Genomic DNA, 14,221 nt, shown 5'->3' with positions numbered 1-14,221 from the left:
GCCCCGTCACGGGTCAGTCGGTCAGCGGCGATTGCCAGCCGGTGGACTGGACGCCCTCACACTTCACGTCGAGGACCAGGCCGGTCAGCGCCAGCCGCGATCCGTCGGCGAACCGGAGGGCGATGTGCTGGTACTTGACCGGGTGCGCGCACGCCGGCGACGTCGGGTCGTAGCCGCCGTACCCGTTGACGGTGCGCAACGTGAACTGGGCACGCTGTCCGGGCCGGACGGTCATCCCGGGCTGCGCGGGCTGGGACGGCGAGGTCGGCAGGTTGCGCGTCACGCCGACCGAGTCGGTGTAGACCAGCGACGGTGTGCCGGACAGCCCGCACGACCGGTGGCCGTCGTCGGCCACGGTTACCGTCTCGTACGAGCTGCCGGCCGCCCCGTCGGCCTGTATCGAGACGAGTGAGAGATCGCCCGCGCGGCACGAGGGACCGGGCGCCGGACGGTGGGTGGTGCGGACCTGCTGAGGACCGGTGGGCGCCGGGGACGCGCCCGTGGGTACCGGCAGCTGCGGGCCGGAGCCGGTCGGACCGACGATCGGTGTGGTCGGCTCGGCGATCGTGGTGGCCTGGGACGGGGGCGCGGCCGCCGGTGGTGCGGCGGGCGAGTGTGAGCAGCCGGCGATCCCGGCGACTGCCGAGATTCCGGCGAGGCCGCTCAGCGCGGCGAGGATGGTCAGGCGGACGGGCGACGCTGGTCGGGTCCGCTTCGAGGAATGTGTAGTCACGACGCCTCCTTGCGCCGGGGGCGGCCGGACCGGGGGAGGGGCGGTCGGTCGGCGTGAGCCTCGGGCCGCGACCACCGGCGGGCCGGCGCGCAACGCTATCGATAGGTACACGCCGGCCAGGCGGGTCGCGTTGCGGGTCGGCGGCGCCGATTGTGCGAATGGCGCGAGCCCCGCGACCCGGGTGTTGACTCCGGCCGGGCAGCGCCGCCTCCGGTACCGGTAAGCTGGCGCCGTGACGGCGTACCGTGCTGGTTTTGCGTGCTTTGTCGGCCGGCCCAATGCCGGCAAGTCGACGCTGACCAACGCGATCGTCGGTCAGAAGATCGCGATCACCTCCAACCGCCCGCAGACCACCCGGCACGTGGTGCGGGGAGTGCTGCACCGACCCGAGTCCCAGCTGGTGCTGCTCGACACGCCGGGCCTGCACCGGCCCCGCACCCTGCTCGGCGAGCGGCTCAACGACCTGGTCCGCGAGGCGTGGAGCGAGGTCGACGTGATCGGCCTGTGCATCCCGGCGGACGAGGAGATCGGCCGAGGCGACCGGTTCATCACGTCCGAGATCGCGGGGCTCAAGGCCACCCTGGTCGCGGTGGTCACCAAGACCGACCTGGTGTCGAAGAAGGACCTGACCAGGCAGCTGGTCGAGGTCAGCGAACTGGCCGACTTCGCCGATGTGGTGCCGGTCAGCGCGGTCTCCGGCGAGCAGGTCGGCGAGCTGGTCGACGTGCTCTGCGGCCATCTTCCCGAGTCCCCGCAGCTGTACCCGGACGACATGCTCACCGACGAGCCGGAGCAGGTGCTGATCGCCGAGCTGATCCGGGAGGCGGCCCTGGAGGGGGTCCGCGACGAGCTGCCGCACTCGATAGCGGTGCTGGTCGAGGAGATGATCCCGGAGGGGGACCTCACCAAGATCTACGCCGACGTGTACGTGGAGCGGACCAGCCAGAAGGCGATCGTTATCGGGGCTGGCGGCAGCCGGCTCAAGCACGTCGGCACCCGGTCGCGGGCGGCCATCGAGGACCTGCTGGGCCGCCGGGTGTACCTGGACCTGCACGTGCGGGTCGCCAAGGACTGGCAGCGCGACCCCAAGCAGCTGCGCCGGCTGGGTTTCTGAGCGGCGCCGGGCCGGTCTCTAGGCGGCCGGACGGGTGGGCGTGCCCAGCGCGTCGATCAGCGCGTCCGGGTCCTCGACCGTGACCGTCATGGCCGGATGGCTCAGGAAGCGCGCGATGACCCCGCTCACCGGCTCCTCGAACCGTAGGCAGACCCCGCTGGCCGTGCTCGTACCGAAGCTGATCCCGCGATCGGCGGCCGAGACGTGCATGCCGACCACCCGCCACCACCGGTACGGGCCGGTACGCCTCGCCTCGATCACGTTCTCGGTGGGGGTCAGCATCCGCCACGGCCCGAACCGCACGGCCAGGCCGTTCACATCCACGCTGACCGAGGCGGTCTGCGGCAGCACTCCCATCAGGGCCAGTGGCGGGATGAACCGCCGGTCGAACGCGAACGGGAACCGGCGCGACACGACGCCCGAGCGGCCCATGCTCGTCATGGCAGCGCCATACCCGGGCGCGGGCCGGCCAATCCCCGCATCCGGCTCCGGACAGGCGCGCTCGCCCCGACGGATGGGTGGGTAGGCGGCCCGGCGCTGGGTAGGCGTGCCCGGTGAGCGATTCGTCACCGGACGAGGCGACCGCACCCCTGCGCCGGCGGGATCGCCCGCTGTGGGCCGCGCGCTGTTCGACCACTCCGTGTTCGCCCGGGTGTCCTGGTCGAGGGCGGTCGGGGAACTCAGCCTGCTCGTGCTGCTGGGCGTCGCGTTCGCGAACGCGGCCGCCTGGCGCCGGCCGGCCGTAGCCACGGTCCGTGAAGGATCATGAACGGCCAGCTCGGAGCAAGGATCGGCGGCCAGGCCCGCACCCCAGGGCTGGCAGAATCGCAAGGGTGAACGGGTGGCAGGCCAAGCTGTACCGCGACGACGCGGTGGTGCTGCGTGGCCAGAAGCTGGGCGAGTCGGACCGCATCATCACCCTGTTCACCCGCAGGCACGGTCGGGTGCGCGCGGTGGCCCGGGGAGTCCGCCGGACGACCTCCAAGTTCGGCGCCCGGCTGGAGCCCTTCGGGCACGTGGACATCCAGATCGCGGAGGGGCGCTCGCTGCACTCCGTTTCTCAGGTCGAGGCGATCGATCTGTACGGTAAGCGGCTGTCTGACGACTATCCGCGCTACACGACGGCCAGCGCGATCGCGGAGACCGCCGAGCGGCTGACCCCGATCGAGGAGGAGCCGGCGCTGCGGCTGTACCTGCTGACGCTGGGCGCGCTCCGGGTGCTCAGCGAGGGCTCGCACGCCACCTCCCTGGTGCTCGACTCGTACCTGCTGCGGGCGATGGGCCTGGCCGGCTGGGCGCCGGCGCTCGCGGACTGCGCGGTCTGCGGCACCGAGGGGCCGCACCGGGCGTTCTCGGTGCCGGCCGGGGGCTGTGTCTGCCCGGAGTGCCGCCCACCGGGCTCGGCCCACCCGTCGCCCGCGACCCTGGAGCTGTTATCCGCCCTGGCGGTCGGCGACTGGCCGGTCGCGGACGCGGCCGAGGCGGGGCCGCGCCGCGAGGCCGCCGGCCTGGTGGCGGCCCACCTGCAGTGGCACCTCGAGCGCGGGCTGCGCTCGCTGCCGCTGGTCGACCGGGGTCCGAGGGCTGGCTCCGGTACCCAGACCGGCCCCGACCGGGGGGCCGATGATGATCAACGAACCATCGATGGAGACCGAGTGTGAAGCGCAGCTACGTTCCCCCGTCCCCGCATCCGTCCGGCGCCAAGCCGCCGAAGCTGCCCGGTGAGGCGATCCCGAAGCACGTCGCCATCATCATGGACGGCAACGGCCGGTGGGCCAAGGCGCGTGGCCTGCCGCGCACCGAGGGCCACAAGATGGGCGAGGCCGCGCTGTTCGACGTCATCGAGGGCTGCATCGAACTGGGCGTCAAGTACCTGTCCGCGTACGCGTTCTCGACGGAGAACTGGCGGCGCTCTCCGGAAGAGGTGCGCTGGCTGATGAACTTCAACCGGGAGGTCATCCACCGGCGGGTCGATCAGTTCGTGGAGCTGGGGGTACGGGTCCGGTGGGCGGGCCGGCGCCCGAGGCTGTGGCGCTCGGTGATCCACGAGCTGGAGCTCGCCGAGCAGGCGAGTAGGAACAACGACCGGCTCACCCTCCAGTTCTGCGTCAACTACGGCGGCCGGGCCGAGCTCGCGGACGCGTTCTCGGCGATGGCGGCCGAGGTGGCGGCCGGCCGGCTGAACCCCGACAAGATCAGCGAGAAGACCATCGGGCGCTACCTGTACTGCCCCGAGGTGCCCGACGTGGACATGGTGCTGCGCCCCTCGGGTGAGCAGCGGCTGTCCAACTTCCTGCTGTGGCAGAGCGCGTACGCGGAGTACGTGGCGCTGGACACGCTGTGGCCGGACTTCGACCGGCGGCACCTGTGGTACGCCTGCGAGCTGTTCGCGCAGCGCGACCGCCGGTTCGGCGGCGCGATCCCGAACCCGGTCGCGCCCCCGCCCCCGCGGGCCTGATTCCGCCGCCGGCCCGACTTCGTGGCCGGCCCGACCGCGGGCTGGCCCGACCTTCGGGCCGGCCCGGCGGCCGGGCGGCGGCGTTGGCGACTGATCTGGTTCGGCGCGACTGACGCCGCGCGACGACGCAGACCGGTCGCGCTCCGTCAGGTGAAGACGGGGCGGTAGGCGCCCGCCGTGATGCTGATGGTCAGGATCAGCGCCACCGCGAGGGCGGCCGCGGCGATGAGCGCCGCGTCGGCCCGGGTGAAGCGGCTGGGGCGCGCGCTGGTGCGCGGCCGGCCGGAGTCGAAACCTCGGGCGTCCATGGCGGTGGCCAGCCGGATGCCCCGCCGGATGGCGCCGACCAGCAGTCCAAAGGACAGCGATGCGGCGAGGGCGACCATGGCGATCGGGTTGCGCCCGGCGTCCACGCCCCGGGCCCGTCGGGCCTGGCGCAGCGTCCGCCACTCCTCGCCGAGCAGCGGCATCAACCGGAACGCGGCGAGAGCACCGATCGCGAACCGGGCCGGTGCTTTCGCATTCTGCACCAGAGCGTCGGCCAGGTCGGTGGGGTCCGTGGTACCGAACGAGATGATGCCCGGCAGCGCCACCGCCAGTACCCGCAACCCCAGCCCGAGCGCGCGGACCGGACCGGCGTCGGTGAACAGCAGCTGCCCGCCCGCGATCCCGGCGGCGGACAGCAGCAGCGGCCAGTAGCGCCGGGCCAGCCGGACCGGCCGCACCCCGAACAGCGGCGCGGCGGCGAGGTCGACGGCGAGCGCGAGCACCGGGGTCAACGGGTCGAGGGTGAACAGCAGGCCGAAGCCGAGCAGCGCCGCGGCGGCCAGCTTCGCCAGTGGGTTGCGCCGGGCCAGGACGGCACCGCGCGCCCGCCCCCCGCCAGCGGTACCCGAGCCCGCGCCCGGGGTCGTGGTCGCGCCCGGGGTCGTGGTCGCGGTGTTCGCGCTCGCGCCCACGGTCGTGGGGTCCGCCACGGGCTCGGTCGCGCCGGCGTCCCGGCCCGTGGTCGTGCGCGTCACCGGGGACCTCCCTCGACGGACAGGGCGACGGTGCGGTCGGCGAGCGCGGTGGCGAAGTCGCTGTCGTGGGTCACCGCGACCACCCCCCGGCCCTCGTCGCGCAGCTTCGCCAGAAGCTCCACCAGTTCGACCCAGGTGCGCCGATCCTGACCGAAGGTCGGCTCGTCGAGGATGAGCAGCCCGGGCGCGGTGGCCAGGGCGGTGGCCACCGACAGGCGGCGGGCCTCGCCGCCGGACAGCGTGTACGGGTTGGCCGCCGCCAACCGGTCAAGGCGCAGCCGTACCAGCAGATTGTCCACAGTGGACTTGATGGATTCCTCGCTCGCCCCGGTGCGGCGCGGCCCGAGCGCGAGTTCGTCCCGCACGCGCGAGGTGACGAACTGGTGCTCCGGGTTCTGGAACACCGAGCCGATGTGCCGGGCCAGGGACGCGGCCCGCCACCGGTGCGGCGGCCGACCGGCGAGCGGGCCGGCCAGCCGTTCGGTCGCGGCCACGGTGCCGGAGCCGGGCGCGAGCAGGCCGCCCAGCAGCAGGGCGAGCGTGGACTTGCCGGCGCCGTTCGGGCCCACCACGGCCAGCGCCTCGCCGGCCGGTACCGTGATGTCCATAGTGGACAGCCGGTCGGGTACCGCCACCCGTTCGGCGCGCAGCAGCACCGGGCCGGGGGAGCCGGCCGGCCGAACCGGGCCAGCCAGCGATCCGGCATTCGTCGCGCGGGCGAATGTGACCTGGTGCCCCGGTACCCACACGCCCCGCTCGACCAGCCACGAACCGTGCGTCGCGAACACCGCCTCGGGTACGCCGTCGGCGACGACCCCGCCGCCGGCCTCCAGCACCACCACCCGGTCGACCAGCGGCAGCACCTCGGCCACCCGGTGCTCGACCAGGATCAGGGTGGTGTCGCGGGCGGCCAGGATCCGGGCGATGGCGGCACGGATCTGCCCAGCGCCGGCCGGATCGAGGTTCGCGGTCGGCTCGTCCAGCAGCAGCAGCGACGGGCGCAGCGCGAGCGCGCCGGCCAGCGCCAGCCGCTGCGCCTCGCCGCCGGAGAGGGCGGCCGTGTCGCGGCCCCGGCCGTAGCGGAAGCCGACCGTGGCGAGCGCCTCGTCCACCCGGGGCCAGATGTCCGCCACGGGTACGCCGTGATTCTCCAGGCCGAACGCGACGTCGTCGCCGGCCCGAGACATCACCAACTGGGTCTGCGGATCCTGGAAGACGATGCCCGGGGTCAGGCCGCCGAGGTCGATGGTGCCCTCGCGCTCGCCCGAGTCCTCGGCGAGCAGCCCGGCGAGCGCGGCGAGCAGGGTGCTCTTGCCGGCCCCCGAGGGGCCCAGCAGCAACACCCGTTCGCCGCGCTCGATGCGCAGATCGACTCCGCGCACGGCCCAGGCCTTGCGGCCGGCGTGCCGCCAGCCGAACCCGTCCAGCCGGATGGCGTCGGTGCGGTTCAAACGGCGGTCCGCTCCCGACCGGCCGGAAAGCGGTCCAGCACCCCGGTCTGGGCCAGCCCGCGGGTCAGCGCCCAGCCGCCGAGGCCGGTGATCACCAGGCCGCTGCCGGCCGAGACGGCGACCTGACCGATCTTCCAGGCGGTCGAGTAGTCGGGGTAGTAGAGCACGATGTCCAGCAGTCCGGCGGCCGCGCCGGCCAACAGGCCGCCGACCAGCGCGGTGGGTAGCTTGCTCGAGCGGTACCCGGTGGCCGCGAACGGCAGCTCTCCGCCGAAGCCCTGCAACAGGCCGTACAGGATGGTGGACAGGCCCCACTGGGCGCCGAGCAGTGCCTCGATGGTCGACGCGACCAGCTCGGCGAACAGGCCGGCACCGGGCTTGCGGATGACCAGCGGTCCGACCACGGCGGGTAGGAACCAGATCCCGTTGAGGGCCGCGCGGGCCGGCGGGAAGCCGGGGAACGCGCCGTCGAGACCGTTCCAGATCTGATCCCAGGCGTAGAACACGACGCCGAAGGCGACCGCGATCACTGCGGCGACCACGATGTCGACGGTCCGCCAGCGACGGATTTCCATGGACAATTCCTCCCGGTAGACGACATACCAGGAGAAGACGCACGCCATGCCCCCAATGGACATGGCGCGGCTGGAGATCGACCGAACTCCCTGCGCTGGCATTACCCAGATCAGGTTCGAGGGTCTGTGACCGTCCCGGCCACACTCTCAGCGCTGCGCGCTCCCCTGTCGGACGAAGGCTCGGGCCCCGTGGATCGGTGTCTCGTGGATCACGGGAAACGAAGTCTTCGCATGAAGTTGTGCCGCCGAGGGTAGCACCGGACAAGACGCTACCGCCGGGTAGTACCCGCGAGTAGCGTGGGTCACAGGAAGCCCGACCAGACCACTGGGGGGTGGCCATGACGACGATGGATCAACGCTCCGCGCAGTTCGGCCCGGACGGCGGTGAGCCCTCGGAGGCGACCGCCCAGCAACCGCCGGCGAGGACCGACCCTGATCCGGCGACCGGGCCGGTGACCGCGCGGACAGATCGGAGTCCGACCGACGGGTCGGCCGGCGTCGACGAGCGGCAGGCCCGACAGACCGCCGAGGCGGCCCGCGAGACGGAGTGGCGCAAGCCCAGCTTCGGAAAGGAGCTGTACCTCGGCCGGCTGAGGATGGACCTGATCGACCCGTGGCCGGCGCCCGATCCGGCGCGCGCGGCCAAGGCCGAGGAGTTCCTCGCCCGGCTCAGCGAGTTCGCCGCCGGCATCGACGGCGCCCGCATCGAGCGTGAGGCGCGGATCCCCGACGAAGTCATCCGCGGCCTCGCCGAACTGGGCGCGTTCGGCATGAAGATCGATGAGAAGTACGGCGGCCTCGGCCTGTCCAACCTGCACTACTGCCGGGCGCTGGCACTGGTCGGGTCGGCGAACCCGGCGATCGGCGCCCTGCTGTCCGCGCACCAGTCCATCGGCGTGCCCCAGCCGCTCAAGCTGTTCGGTGACGACGAGCAGAAGCGGAGGTTCCTGCCCCGGCTCGCGGCCGGGGAGGTGTCCGCGTTCCTGCTCACCGAGTCGGACGTGGGCTCCGATCCGGCCCGGCTGTCCACCACCGCGACCCCGGTCGAGGGCGGCTACCGGCTGAACGGGGTCAAGCTGTGGGCGACCAACGGCACGCTCGCCACGCTGCTGGTGGTGATGGCGCAGGTGCCCGCTCGTGGGCCGGACCAGCAAGGCGGCGATCGACAGTCCGGAGGGCACCGGGGCGGGATCACCGCGTTCGTGGTGGAGGCGGACTCGCCCGGCGTGACCGTCGAGCGGCGCAACGCCTTCATGGGCCTGCGCGGCCTGGAGAACAGCGTCACCCGCTTCCACGACGTGTTCGTGCCGACAGAGAATGTGATCGCCCGCGAGGGGCAGGGCCTGAAGATCGCGCTGACCACCCTCAACACCGGCCGGCTGTCGCTGCCCGCGATGTGCGTGGGCGCCGGCAAGTGGTGCCTCGCGGTGGCCCGGCAGTGGGCGGCCGAGCGGGTGCAGTGGGGCCTGCCGGTCGCCAGGCACGAGGCGGTGGCCAAGAAGATCGCGTTCATCGCGGCCACCACGTACGGGCTGGAGTCCATGCTCGAACTGGCCTGCATGCTGGCCGACGACGACCGCAACGACATCCGCATCGAGGCGGCGTTGATCAAGCTGTACGGCTCGGAGATGTCCTGGCAGATGGCGGACGAGCTGATCCAGATCCGGGGCGGCCGGGGATACGAGACCGCCGACTCGCTGGCCGCCCGCGGCGAGCGCCCGATCGCCGCCGAGCAGATGCTGCGCGACCTGCGGATCAACCGCATCTTCGAGGGCTCCACCGAGATCATGCACCTGTTCATCGCCCGGGAGGCGGTGGACGCCCACCTGTCCGTGGCCGGCGACATCATCGACCCGGACGCGTCGCTGGGTCGCAAGGCGCGGGCCGGGGCGCGTGCCGGCGGGTTCTACGCCCGATGGTTGCCGACCCTGGTCGTCGGCAAGGGCCAGGCGCCGGGTGCCTTCGCCGAGTACGGCGCGCTCGCCCCGCACGTGCGCTACGTGGAGCGGGCCTCCCGCAAGCTGGCCCGCGAGACGTTCTACGCGATGGCCCGGTGGCAGGGCAAGCTGGAGCGCAAGCAGGGCTTCCTGGGCCGGGTGGTGGACATCGGCGCGGAACTGTTCGCGATGTCGGCCACCTGCGTGCGGGCCCGCTCGGCGAGCGACGCCGAGCTGGAGTTGGCCGACCTGTTCTGCCGACAGGCCAGGCAGCGCGCCGAGGCGCTGTTCGCCGCGCTGTGGGACAACACCGACGCGCTGGACACGGTGGCGGCCGCTCGGGTGGTGGCGGGGCGGTACGCGTTCCTGGAGGACGGCGTGCTGCCGCCACCGGCCGACGGCGAGTGGGTCACCGGGTGGCACCCGGGCCCGTCGACCGAGCAGGACGTCCGCCGCCGGCTCGCACCGGTCGGCTCGCCGGTCTCGGACCTACCCGCGCCGGACCCACCCGCGTCGGACTCGCCCGCCTAGGGGTGGCGCCGGACGGCGGCCGGCGTCAGGTCGTCGGCGGGGTTAGGTCGTCGGCGGGGCCGGCCGGTCCGCCACCGGCCGGCCCAGCCGATCAATGGGCGGCCACCGCGGGAGGGCTCCCGGCACGCATCCGCACGCCGAGCCGTCGAAGCTCCAGCGCGGCCAGGGCGTCCACCGTCTCCGGGTCGCCGCTGCGCCACGCCGCCACCGGATCGGGATTCACCTTGCCGAGCCGACGCAGCGGCTGGTTGGCCAGGGCCCGCAGGGCGAGCAGATCCCGGCTGGCGGCGTCGGAGCGCAGCCCAGCGGCGGAGCTCGCCCGGCGGATCCAGCGCAGGCGCAGCGGCAGCCAGATCGCGACCACGACGATGACCGGCCCGGCCAGCAGCGCCAGGGACATCGCCCAGGCCAGGTCGTGCACGACGCTCACCTGCTCGCGCCCGACGTCGGCCAGCGACCGCGCGGCGTCCGCGGCCTTGTTGAAGGGTGCGGACAGGGCGCCGCCCAGGCCGGGCACCTTGTCCACTGTGGAGCCGGCGTCGGACAGCCCGCCGGCCATCCCGTCGCCGGCGCCGGACAGCTTCCGGCCCGGTACGGCGAGTTTGAGCACCAGGTCGTAGAGCTTGACCGCCAGCCGGATCCAGAACCACAGCCACACGACGATGAACAGATCCGTGAACAGCTGCCGTATCCGGACCGCCGGCACATCGGCGTAGACCTTCATATCGACAGGGTCCCGCGGTATCGCGGGGCCCGCATCTTGATCGATGCGTCGGCTCAGCCAGCCCTCAGCCGGCGCGCCTGTCGGGCCGGCCGGTGGAGGGCGGAAATGCCTCGGCACTCGCGGCGTCATCGCTGTCGCCGGGGCTGGCGGAATCGGGGTCGACCGCGGCGGGCCGGGCCTCCCCGGCGTGGCTGATCGCGTCCGCGACGATGTGGGCGATGTGCTGGTCGGTCAGCGAGTACACGATCTCCCGGCCGCGCCGGGCGCCGCGCACCACGCCGGCTCCGCGCAGCACCCGCAGGTGTTGGGAGACCAGCGGCTGGGGCACCTCCAGGAGGTCCACCAGCTCATGCACGCACCGGGCGCCGGCCCCCAATTCGGACACGATCGCGATCCGCAACGGCGAGGCGAGCGCCCTGAGCAGCTCGCCGGCCGTCTCGTACCCGTCCGGACCGGTCATGCTCACACGATAATCGTTTTCAGGAGATCTTCGAAATCGCGAGGATCACGATGACCGCGATGATCACGAGCCGGACTCCGATGACGGGCGGCCGCTGCGTTCGCCAGTTGGCGGACAGCAGGACCAGCAGGACGGCCACGATCGCGAACAGCAGGCCGGCGCCGAACCAGCCCGGGGCGAACAGCCCCAGCAGGACAACGACCAGCGCGATCAGGAACGCCTGCGTGCCCTTGGCTCGGCCCGGAGCGAACCGTTGGTTAGCCATGCGCGTCCCCCCGATAGGCTGGACCGGTCGTGTTCAACCGCACCTTAGACCTTTAACGGAGGGCGACGTGCTGGTGGTCAACCGCTTCGTCATCGATGCCGACGACGACGAGGCCGTGGCGACCTTCACCGAACGGGCAGGGGCGGCGGTGGAGGCGCTGGCCGCCCGGCCGGGGTACCTGCGTGGCCAACTGGGCCGGGCGTACGACGACCCGAGCCGGTGGAGCCTGGTCACCGAGTGGGAGTCGGTCGGCGCGTACCGGCGGGCGCTGGGCGCCTTCGAGGTCAAGGTGGCGGCCACCCCGCTGCTGGCGGAGTCGCTGGACGAGCCGTCGGCGTTCGAGGTGCTGACCAGCGCGCAGCCGGCGGGTCCGGCGGTGGGCGCGGCGAGCGATCGGGCACCCGATCCGCTGCCGGAGTCTCGATCATGACCGAGGAGCCGCCGTCGCAGCCTCAGCCGGCGCCGTTCTCCCCGCCTCCGCTCCAGCCACCGTCGCCCGCGGCGCCGCCGTTGGCCGCGGAACAGCCCGCGGCGCCGCCGCCGTTGGCCGCGGAACAGCCCGTGGCGCCGCCGCCGTTGGCCGCGGAACAGCCTGCGGCCCCGTGGCAGCCGATGGCGGCCCAACAGCCGATGGCGCCGGGGCAGCCGTTGGCCCCGGGGCAGCCGTTGGCGGCGGAACAGCCGATGGCGCCGGGGCAGCCGTTCGCGCCGCAGTATCCGGCGCCGCCCGGGCCGGCGCCGTCCGGGCAGCCGTCGCCCGACCCTCAGTTCTTCCGGCCGGCATACCCGCAGCCCGCCCCCCCGGGGGCCTGGCCACCGGCCCCGCCGCGCGGTCCGGGCGTGCGGGTGCCGTTCGCCGCCCCGCCCACCGAGCGCGACCGCAAGCGGATGTGGATCGGCCTGGGCGTGGGCGGAGCGGTGCTCCTGCTGTGCTGTGCGGGCGGTCTCGTCGGCTTCGGTGCGCTGGTGGTGACCACCTCCAAGGCGACCGTGACCGAGGCCCGCACGACGGTCCGGGACTACCTCGACGGGCTCGCGCGGCACAACTACCGCGACGCGTACAACCAACTCTGCACCGGCCGCCGCTCCCAGACCCTGGCCCAGTTCACCGAGCACGAGCAGTCGCTGCCGCCGATCGAGCGGTTCTCGATCGGCCAGCCGGCGGCCGATGGCTCGAGATTTCAGGTGCCCACCAATGTGCAGACCCCGGAGTCGAGCGGCACCGAAACGTACATCGTGGTCGCCGACGGGCAGGGCGGCGGCGGCCTGAAGGTCTGCGGCGGACCCAGGTAATCTGGTGCGACCGGAGCCGACCTGGACCGTATGCTCGCGGTATCCGTCAGCTCCATAGTCCGCACCCGGCGGACCTCCGCCGACAGCCAGCCGGCGGCATCCATCTGGAGGAAGCATGCCCATCGATCGCGTTGACGCCGTCACCGGCCTGGCCAAGCGCCGCGGCTTCGTCTACCCGTCCAGTGAGATCTACGGGGGCACCCGGTCCGCGTGGGACTACGGCCCGCTGGGCGTGGAGCTGAAGGACAACGTGCGCCGCCAGTGGTGGCGGACCATGGTCCAGCAGCGCGACGACATCGTCGGCCTGGACTCCGCGGTCATCCTCGCCCGCGAGGTATGGGCCGCCTCTGGCCATCTTGCGGAGTTCGTCGACCCGCTCACCGAATGTCAGTTCTGCCACCGGCGGTTCCGCGCCGACCACCTCGAAGAGGCGTTCGAGGCCAAGCACGGCCGGCCGCCGACATCGCTGGACGAGATCTCCTGCCCCAACTGCGGCAACAAGGGCACGTTCACCGAGCCCAAGATGTTCAACGGTCTGATGAAGACCTACCTGGGCCCGGTGGAGAGCGAGGAGGGCCTGCACTACCTGCGGCCCGAGACCGCGCAGGGCATCTTCATCAACTACAAGAACGTGGAGACCTCGGCGCGCAAGAAGCCGCCGTTCGGCATCGCCCAGGTGGGTAAGAGCTTCCGCAACGAGATCACCCCCGGAAACTTCATCTTCCGTACCCGCGAGTTCGAGCAGATGGAGATGGAGTTCTTCGTCGAGCCCGGCACCGACGAGCAGTGGCACGATTACTGGCTGAACGAGCGCTGGAACTGGTACCGCGGCCTGGGCCTGTCCGAGGAGAACCTGCGCTTCTACGAGCACCCCAAGGAGAAGCTCTCGCACTACTCGAAGCGCACGGTCGACATCGAGTACCGGTTCCGCTTCGGCGGCACGGAGTTCGCGGAGCTGGAGGGCGTCGCGAACCGCACCGACTTCGACCTGTCCACGCACAGCAAGCACTCCGGCGTCGACCTGTCCTACTTCGACTCGGAGAAGGGCGAGCGCTGGATGCCCTACGTCATCGAGCCGGCGGCCGGCCTGACCCGCGCGGTGCTCGCCTTCCTGCTGGAGGCCTACGACGAGGACGAGGCGCCGAACACCAAGGGCGGCGTGGACAAGCGGACCGTCATGCGCTTCGACCCGCGGCTGGCGCCGGTGAAGGTGGCGGTGCTCCCGCTGTCGCGCAACACCGACCTGTCCCCGAAGGCCAAGGAGCTGGCCGCCACGCTGCGCCAGCGCTGGACGGTGGAGTACGACGACTCGCAGGGCATCGGCCGCCGGTACCGGCGCCAGGACGAGATCGGTACGCCGTTCTGCGTGACCGTGGACTTCGACACGTTGCAGGACAACGCCGTGACGGTACGGGACCGGGACACCATGGGCCAGGAGCGCGTCTCCATCGACCAGGTCGAGCGGTACCTGATCGAGCGGCTGCCCGGCTGCTGACCGCGCACCGCCCGTGACACGGGCCGGGTCCCTTCGCCGGGCCCGGCCCGTTTCGCGTTTCCGGGCGTTATCCGCCAGGCTACCCACAGGTATTGATCGTGATGCCCTCCCCGGTCACCATGTAGTGATCAGGTTGTTTGACGTGAGTCAATACGCCAGCGGG

Annotated in this window: 15 protein-coding genes, 1 pseudogene and 1 riboswitch; of the genes and pseudogenes, 8 read left to right on the top strand and 8 right to left on the bottom strand. The window is 72.4% G+C overall.

Translation table 11 applies throughout. The features are described 5' to 3' along the window. Positions 1 to 13 precede the first annotated feature (13 nt). Positions 14 to 733, bottom strand: coding sequence for a DUF4232 domain-containing protein (locus ABEA87_RS13745; protein ID WP_345629462.1), 720 nt, complete (start codon positions 731 to 733; stop codon positions 14 to 16). A 232-nt stretch (positions 734 to 965) separates the two neighbouring features. Here ABEA87_RS13745 and era point away from each other — a divergent pair, with 232 nt between their 5' ends. Continuing rightward, positions 966 to 1,847: a GTPase Era gene (gene era / locus ABEA87_RS13740; RefSeq protein WP_345629460.1), complete on the top strand. Its 882-nt coding sequence runs from the start codon at positions 966 to 968 to the stop codon at positions 1,845 to 1,847. An 18-nt stretch (positions 1,848 to 1,865) separates the two neighbouring features. Here era and ABEA87_RS13735 read toward each other — a convergent pair whose 3' ends face one another. Continuing rightward, on the bottom strand, positions 1,866 to 2,288 hold the full coding sequence (locus ABEA87_RS13735) for a hypothetical protein (protein WP_345629458.1): 423 nt from the start codon (positions 2,286 to 2,288) through the stop codon (positions 1,866 to 1,868). 172 nt (positions 2,289 to 2,460) lie between these two features. On the opposite strand from ABEA87_RS13735, the gene ABEA87_RS13730 reads away from it, so the two are divergent. The 3 genes from ABEA87_RS13730 to ABEA87_RS13720 all read left to right on the top strand — a co-directional run bounded on the left by ABEA87_RS13730 (position 2,461) and on the right by ABEA87_RS13720 (position 4,305). Then, a complete protein-coding gene (locus ABEA87_RS13730) occupies positions 2,461 to 2,616 on the top strand; it encodes a hypothetical protein (protein WP_345629456.1) in 156 nt (51 codons plus the stop codon). 64 nt (positions 2,617 to 2,680) lie between these two features. Further along, entirely contained in the window at positions 2,681 to 3,508 is an 828-nt protein-coding gene (gene recO, locus ABEA87_RS13725) for a DNA repair protein RecO (protein WP_345629454.1), read from the top strand. Continuing rightward, a complete protein-coding gene (locus ABEA87_RS13720; RefSeq protein WP_345629453.1) occupies positions 3,505 to 4,305 on the top strand; it encodes an isoprenyl transferase in 801 nt (266 codons plus the stop codon). Before recO ends, ABEA87_RS13720 begins: the two co-directional genes overlap by 4 nt. A 146-nt stretch (positions 4,306 to 4,451) precedes the next feature. On the opposite strand, the gene ABEA87_RS13715 is transcribed toward ABEA87_RS13720, so the two are convergent. The 3 genes from ABEA87_RS13715 to ABEA87_RS13705 form a co-directional block, all read right to left on the bottom strand. After that, on the bottom strand, positions 4,452 to 5,162 hold the full coding sequence (locus tag ABEA87_RS13715; protein ID WP_345629605.1) for an energy-coupling factor transporter transmembrane component T family protein: 711 nt from the start codon (positions 5,160 to 5,162) through the stop codon (positions 4,452 to 4,454). 161 nt (positions 5,163 to 5,323) lie between these two features. Further along, positions 5,324 to 6,778, bottom strand: coding sequence for an ABC transporter ATP-binding protein (locus ABEA87_RS13710; protein ID WP_345629451.1), 1,455 nt, complete (start codon positions 6,776 to 6,778; stop codon positions 5,324 to 5,326). Then, positions 6,775 to 7,353 carry an ECF transporter S component gene (locus tag ABEA87_RS13705; protein ID WP_345629603.1) on the bottom strand — a complete coding sequence of 193 codons (579 nt, stop codon included), beginning with the start codon at positions 7,351 to 7,353 and terminating at the stop codon, positions 6,775 to 6,777. Before ABEA87_RS13705 ends, ABEA87_RS13710 begins: the two co-directional genes overlap by 4 nt. A gap of 70 nt (positions 7,354 to 7,423) precedes the next feature. Next, positions 7,424 to 7,530, bottom strand: a riboswitch (TPP riboswitch). Positions 7,531 to 7,691: 161 nt separating this feature from the next. Here ABEA87_RS13705 and ABEA87_RS13700 point away from each other — a divergent pair. Further along, positions 7,692 to 9,821: an acyl-CoA dehydrogenase family protein gene (locus tag ABEA87_RS13700; RefSeq protein WP_345629450.1), complete on the top strand. Its 2,130-nt coding sequence runs from the start codon at positions 7,692 to 7,694 to the stop codon at positions 9,819 to 9,821. Positions 9,822 to 9,912: 91 nt separating this feature from the next. Here the strand turns inward: ABEA87_RS13700 and ABEA87_RS13695 are convergent, their stop codons facing one another. The 3 genes and pseudogenes from ABEA87_RS13695 to ABEA87_RS13685 all read right to left on the bottom strand — a co-directional run bounded on the left by ABEA87_RS13695 (position 9,913) and on the right by ABEA87_RS13685 (position 11,270). Beyond that, positions 9,913 to 10,545, bottom strand: coding sequence for a hypothetical protein (locus ABEA87_RS13695; RefSeq protein WP_345629448.1), 633 nt, complete (start codon positions 10,543 to 10,545; stop codon positions 9,913 to 9,915). A 178-nt stretch (positions 10,546 to 10,723) separates the two neighbouring features. Continuing rightward, positions 10,724 to 11,005, bottom strand: a pseudogene (locus tag ABEA87_RS13690) (ArsR/SmtB family transcription factor); the annotation flags it as partial. 19 nt (positions 11,006 to 11,024) lie between these two features. Then, positions 11,025 to 11,270: a hypothetical protein gene (locus ABEA87_RS13685; protein WP_345629447.1), complete on the bottom strand. Its 246-nt coding sequence runs from the start codon at positions 11,268 to 11,270 to the stop codon at positions 11,025 to 11,027. A gap of 67 nt (positions 11,271 to 11,337) precedes the next feature. Here ABEA87_RS13685 and ABEA87_RS13680 point away from each other — a divergent pair, with 67 nt between their 5' ends. From ABEA87_RS13680 to ABEA87_RS13670, 3 genes are all read left to right on the top strand, one after another. Continuing rightward, positions 11,338 to 11,700: an antibiotic biosynthesis monooxygenase family protein gene (locus tag ABEA87_RS13680; protein ID WP_345629445.1), complete on the top strand. Its 363-nt coding sequence runs from the start codon at positions 11,338 to 11,340 to the stop codon at positions 11,698 to 11,700. Between the two features lie 182 nt (positions 11,701 to 11,882). Further along, positions 11,883 to 12,563, top strand: a complete 681-nt coding sequence (locus ABEA87_RS13675) for a hypothetical protein (RefSeq protein WP_345629443.1) — start codon at positions 11,883 to 11,885, stop codon at positions 12,561 to 12,563. A 115-nt stretch (positions 12,564 to 12,678) separates the two neighbouring features. After that, entirely contained in the window at positions 12,679 to 14,058 is a 1,380-nt protein-coding gene (locus ABEA87_RS13670) for a glycine--tRNA ligase (protein ID WP_345629441.1), read from the top strand. The last annotated feature ends 163 nt before the right edge of the window (positions 14,059 to 14,221 follow it).

The organism is Rugosimonospora acidiphila (assembly GCF_039543385.1).
GTDB classification, from domain to species: Bacteria; Actinomycetota; Actinomycetes; order Mycobacteriales; family Micromonosporaceae; genus Rugosimonospora; species Rugosimonospora acidiphila.
The sequence above is the reverse complement of the archived record's forward strand: the minus strand, read 5'-3'. Positions and strand labels throughout refer to the sequence as shown.

Coding starts and splice junctions, on each gene's coding strand:
- ABEA87_RS13735 (WP_345629458.1), bottom strand. CDS start 2,288: ATGACGAGCATGGGCCGCTCGGGCGTCGTGTCGCGCCGGTTCCCGTTC.
- ABEA87_RS13705 (WP_345629603.1), bottom strand. CDS start 7,353: ATGGAAATCCGTCGCTGGCGGACCGTCGACATCGTGGTCGCCGCAGTG.
- ABEA87_RS13700 (WP_345629450.1), top strand. CDS start 7,692: ATGACGACGATGGATCAACGCTCCGCGCAGTTCGGCCCGGACGGCGGT.
- ABEA87_RS13695 (WP_345629448.1), bottom strand. CDS start 10,545: ATGAAGGTCTACGCCGATGTGCCGGCGGTCCGGATACGGCAGCTGTTC.
- ABEA87_RS13685 (WP_345629447.1), bottom strand. CDS start 11,270: ATGGCTAACCAACGGTTCGCTCCGGGCCGAGCCAAGGGCACGCAGGCG.
- ABEA87_RS13675 (WP_345629443.1), top strand. CDS start 11,883: ATGGCGGCCCAACAGCCGATGGCGCCGGGGCAGCCGTTGGCCCCGGGG.
- ABEA87_RS13670 (WP_345629441.1), top strand. CDS start 12,679: ATGCCCATCGATCGCGTTGACGCCGTCACCGGCCTGGCCAAGCGCCGC.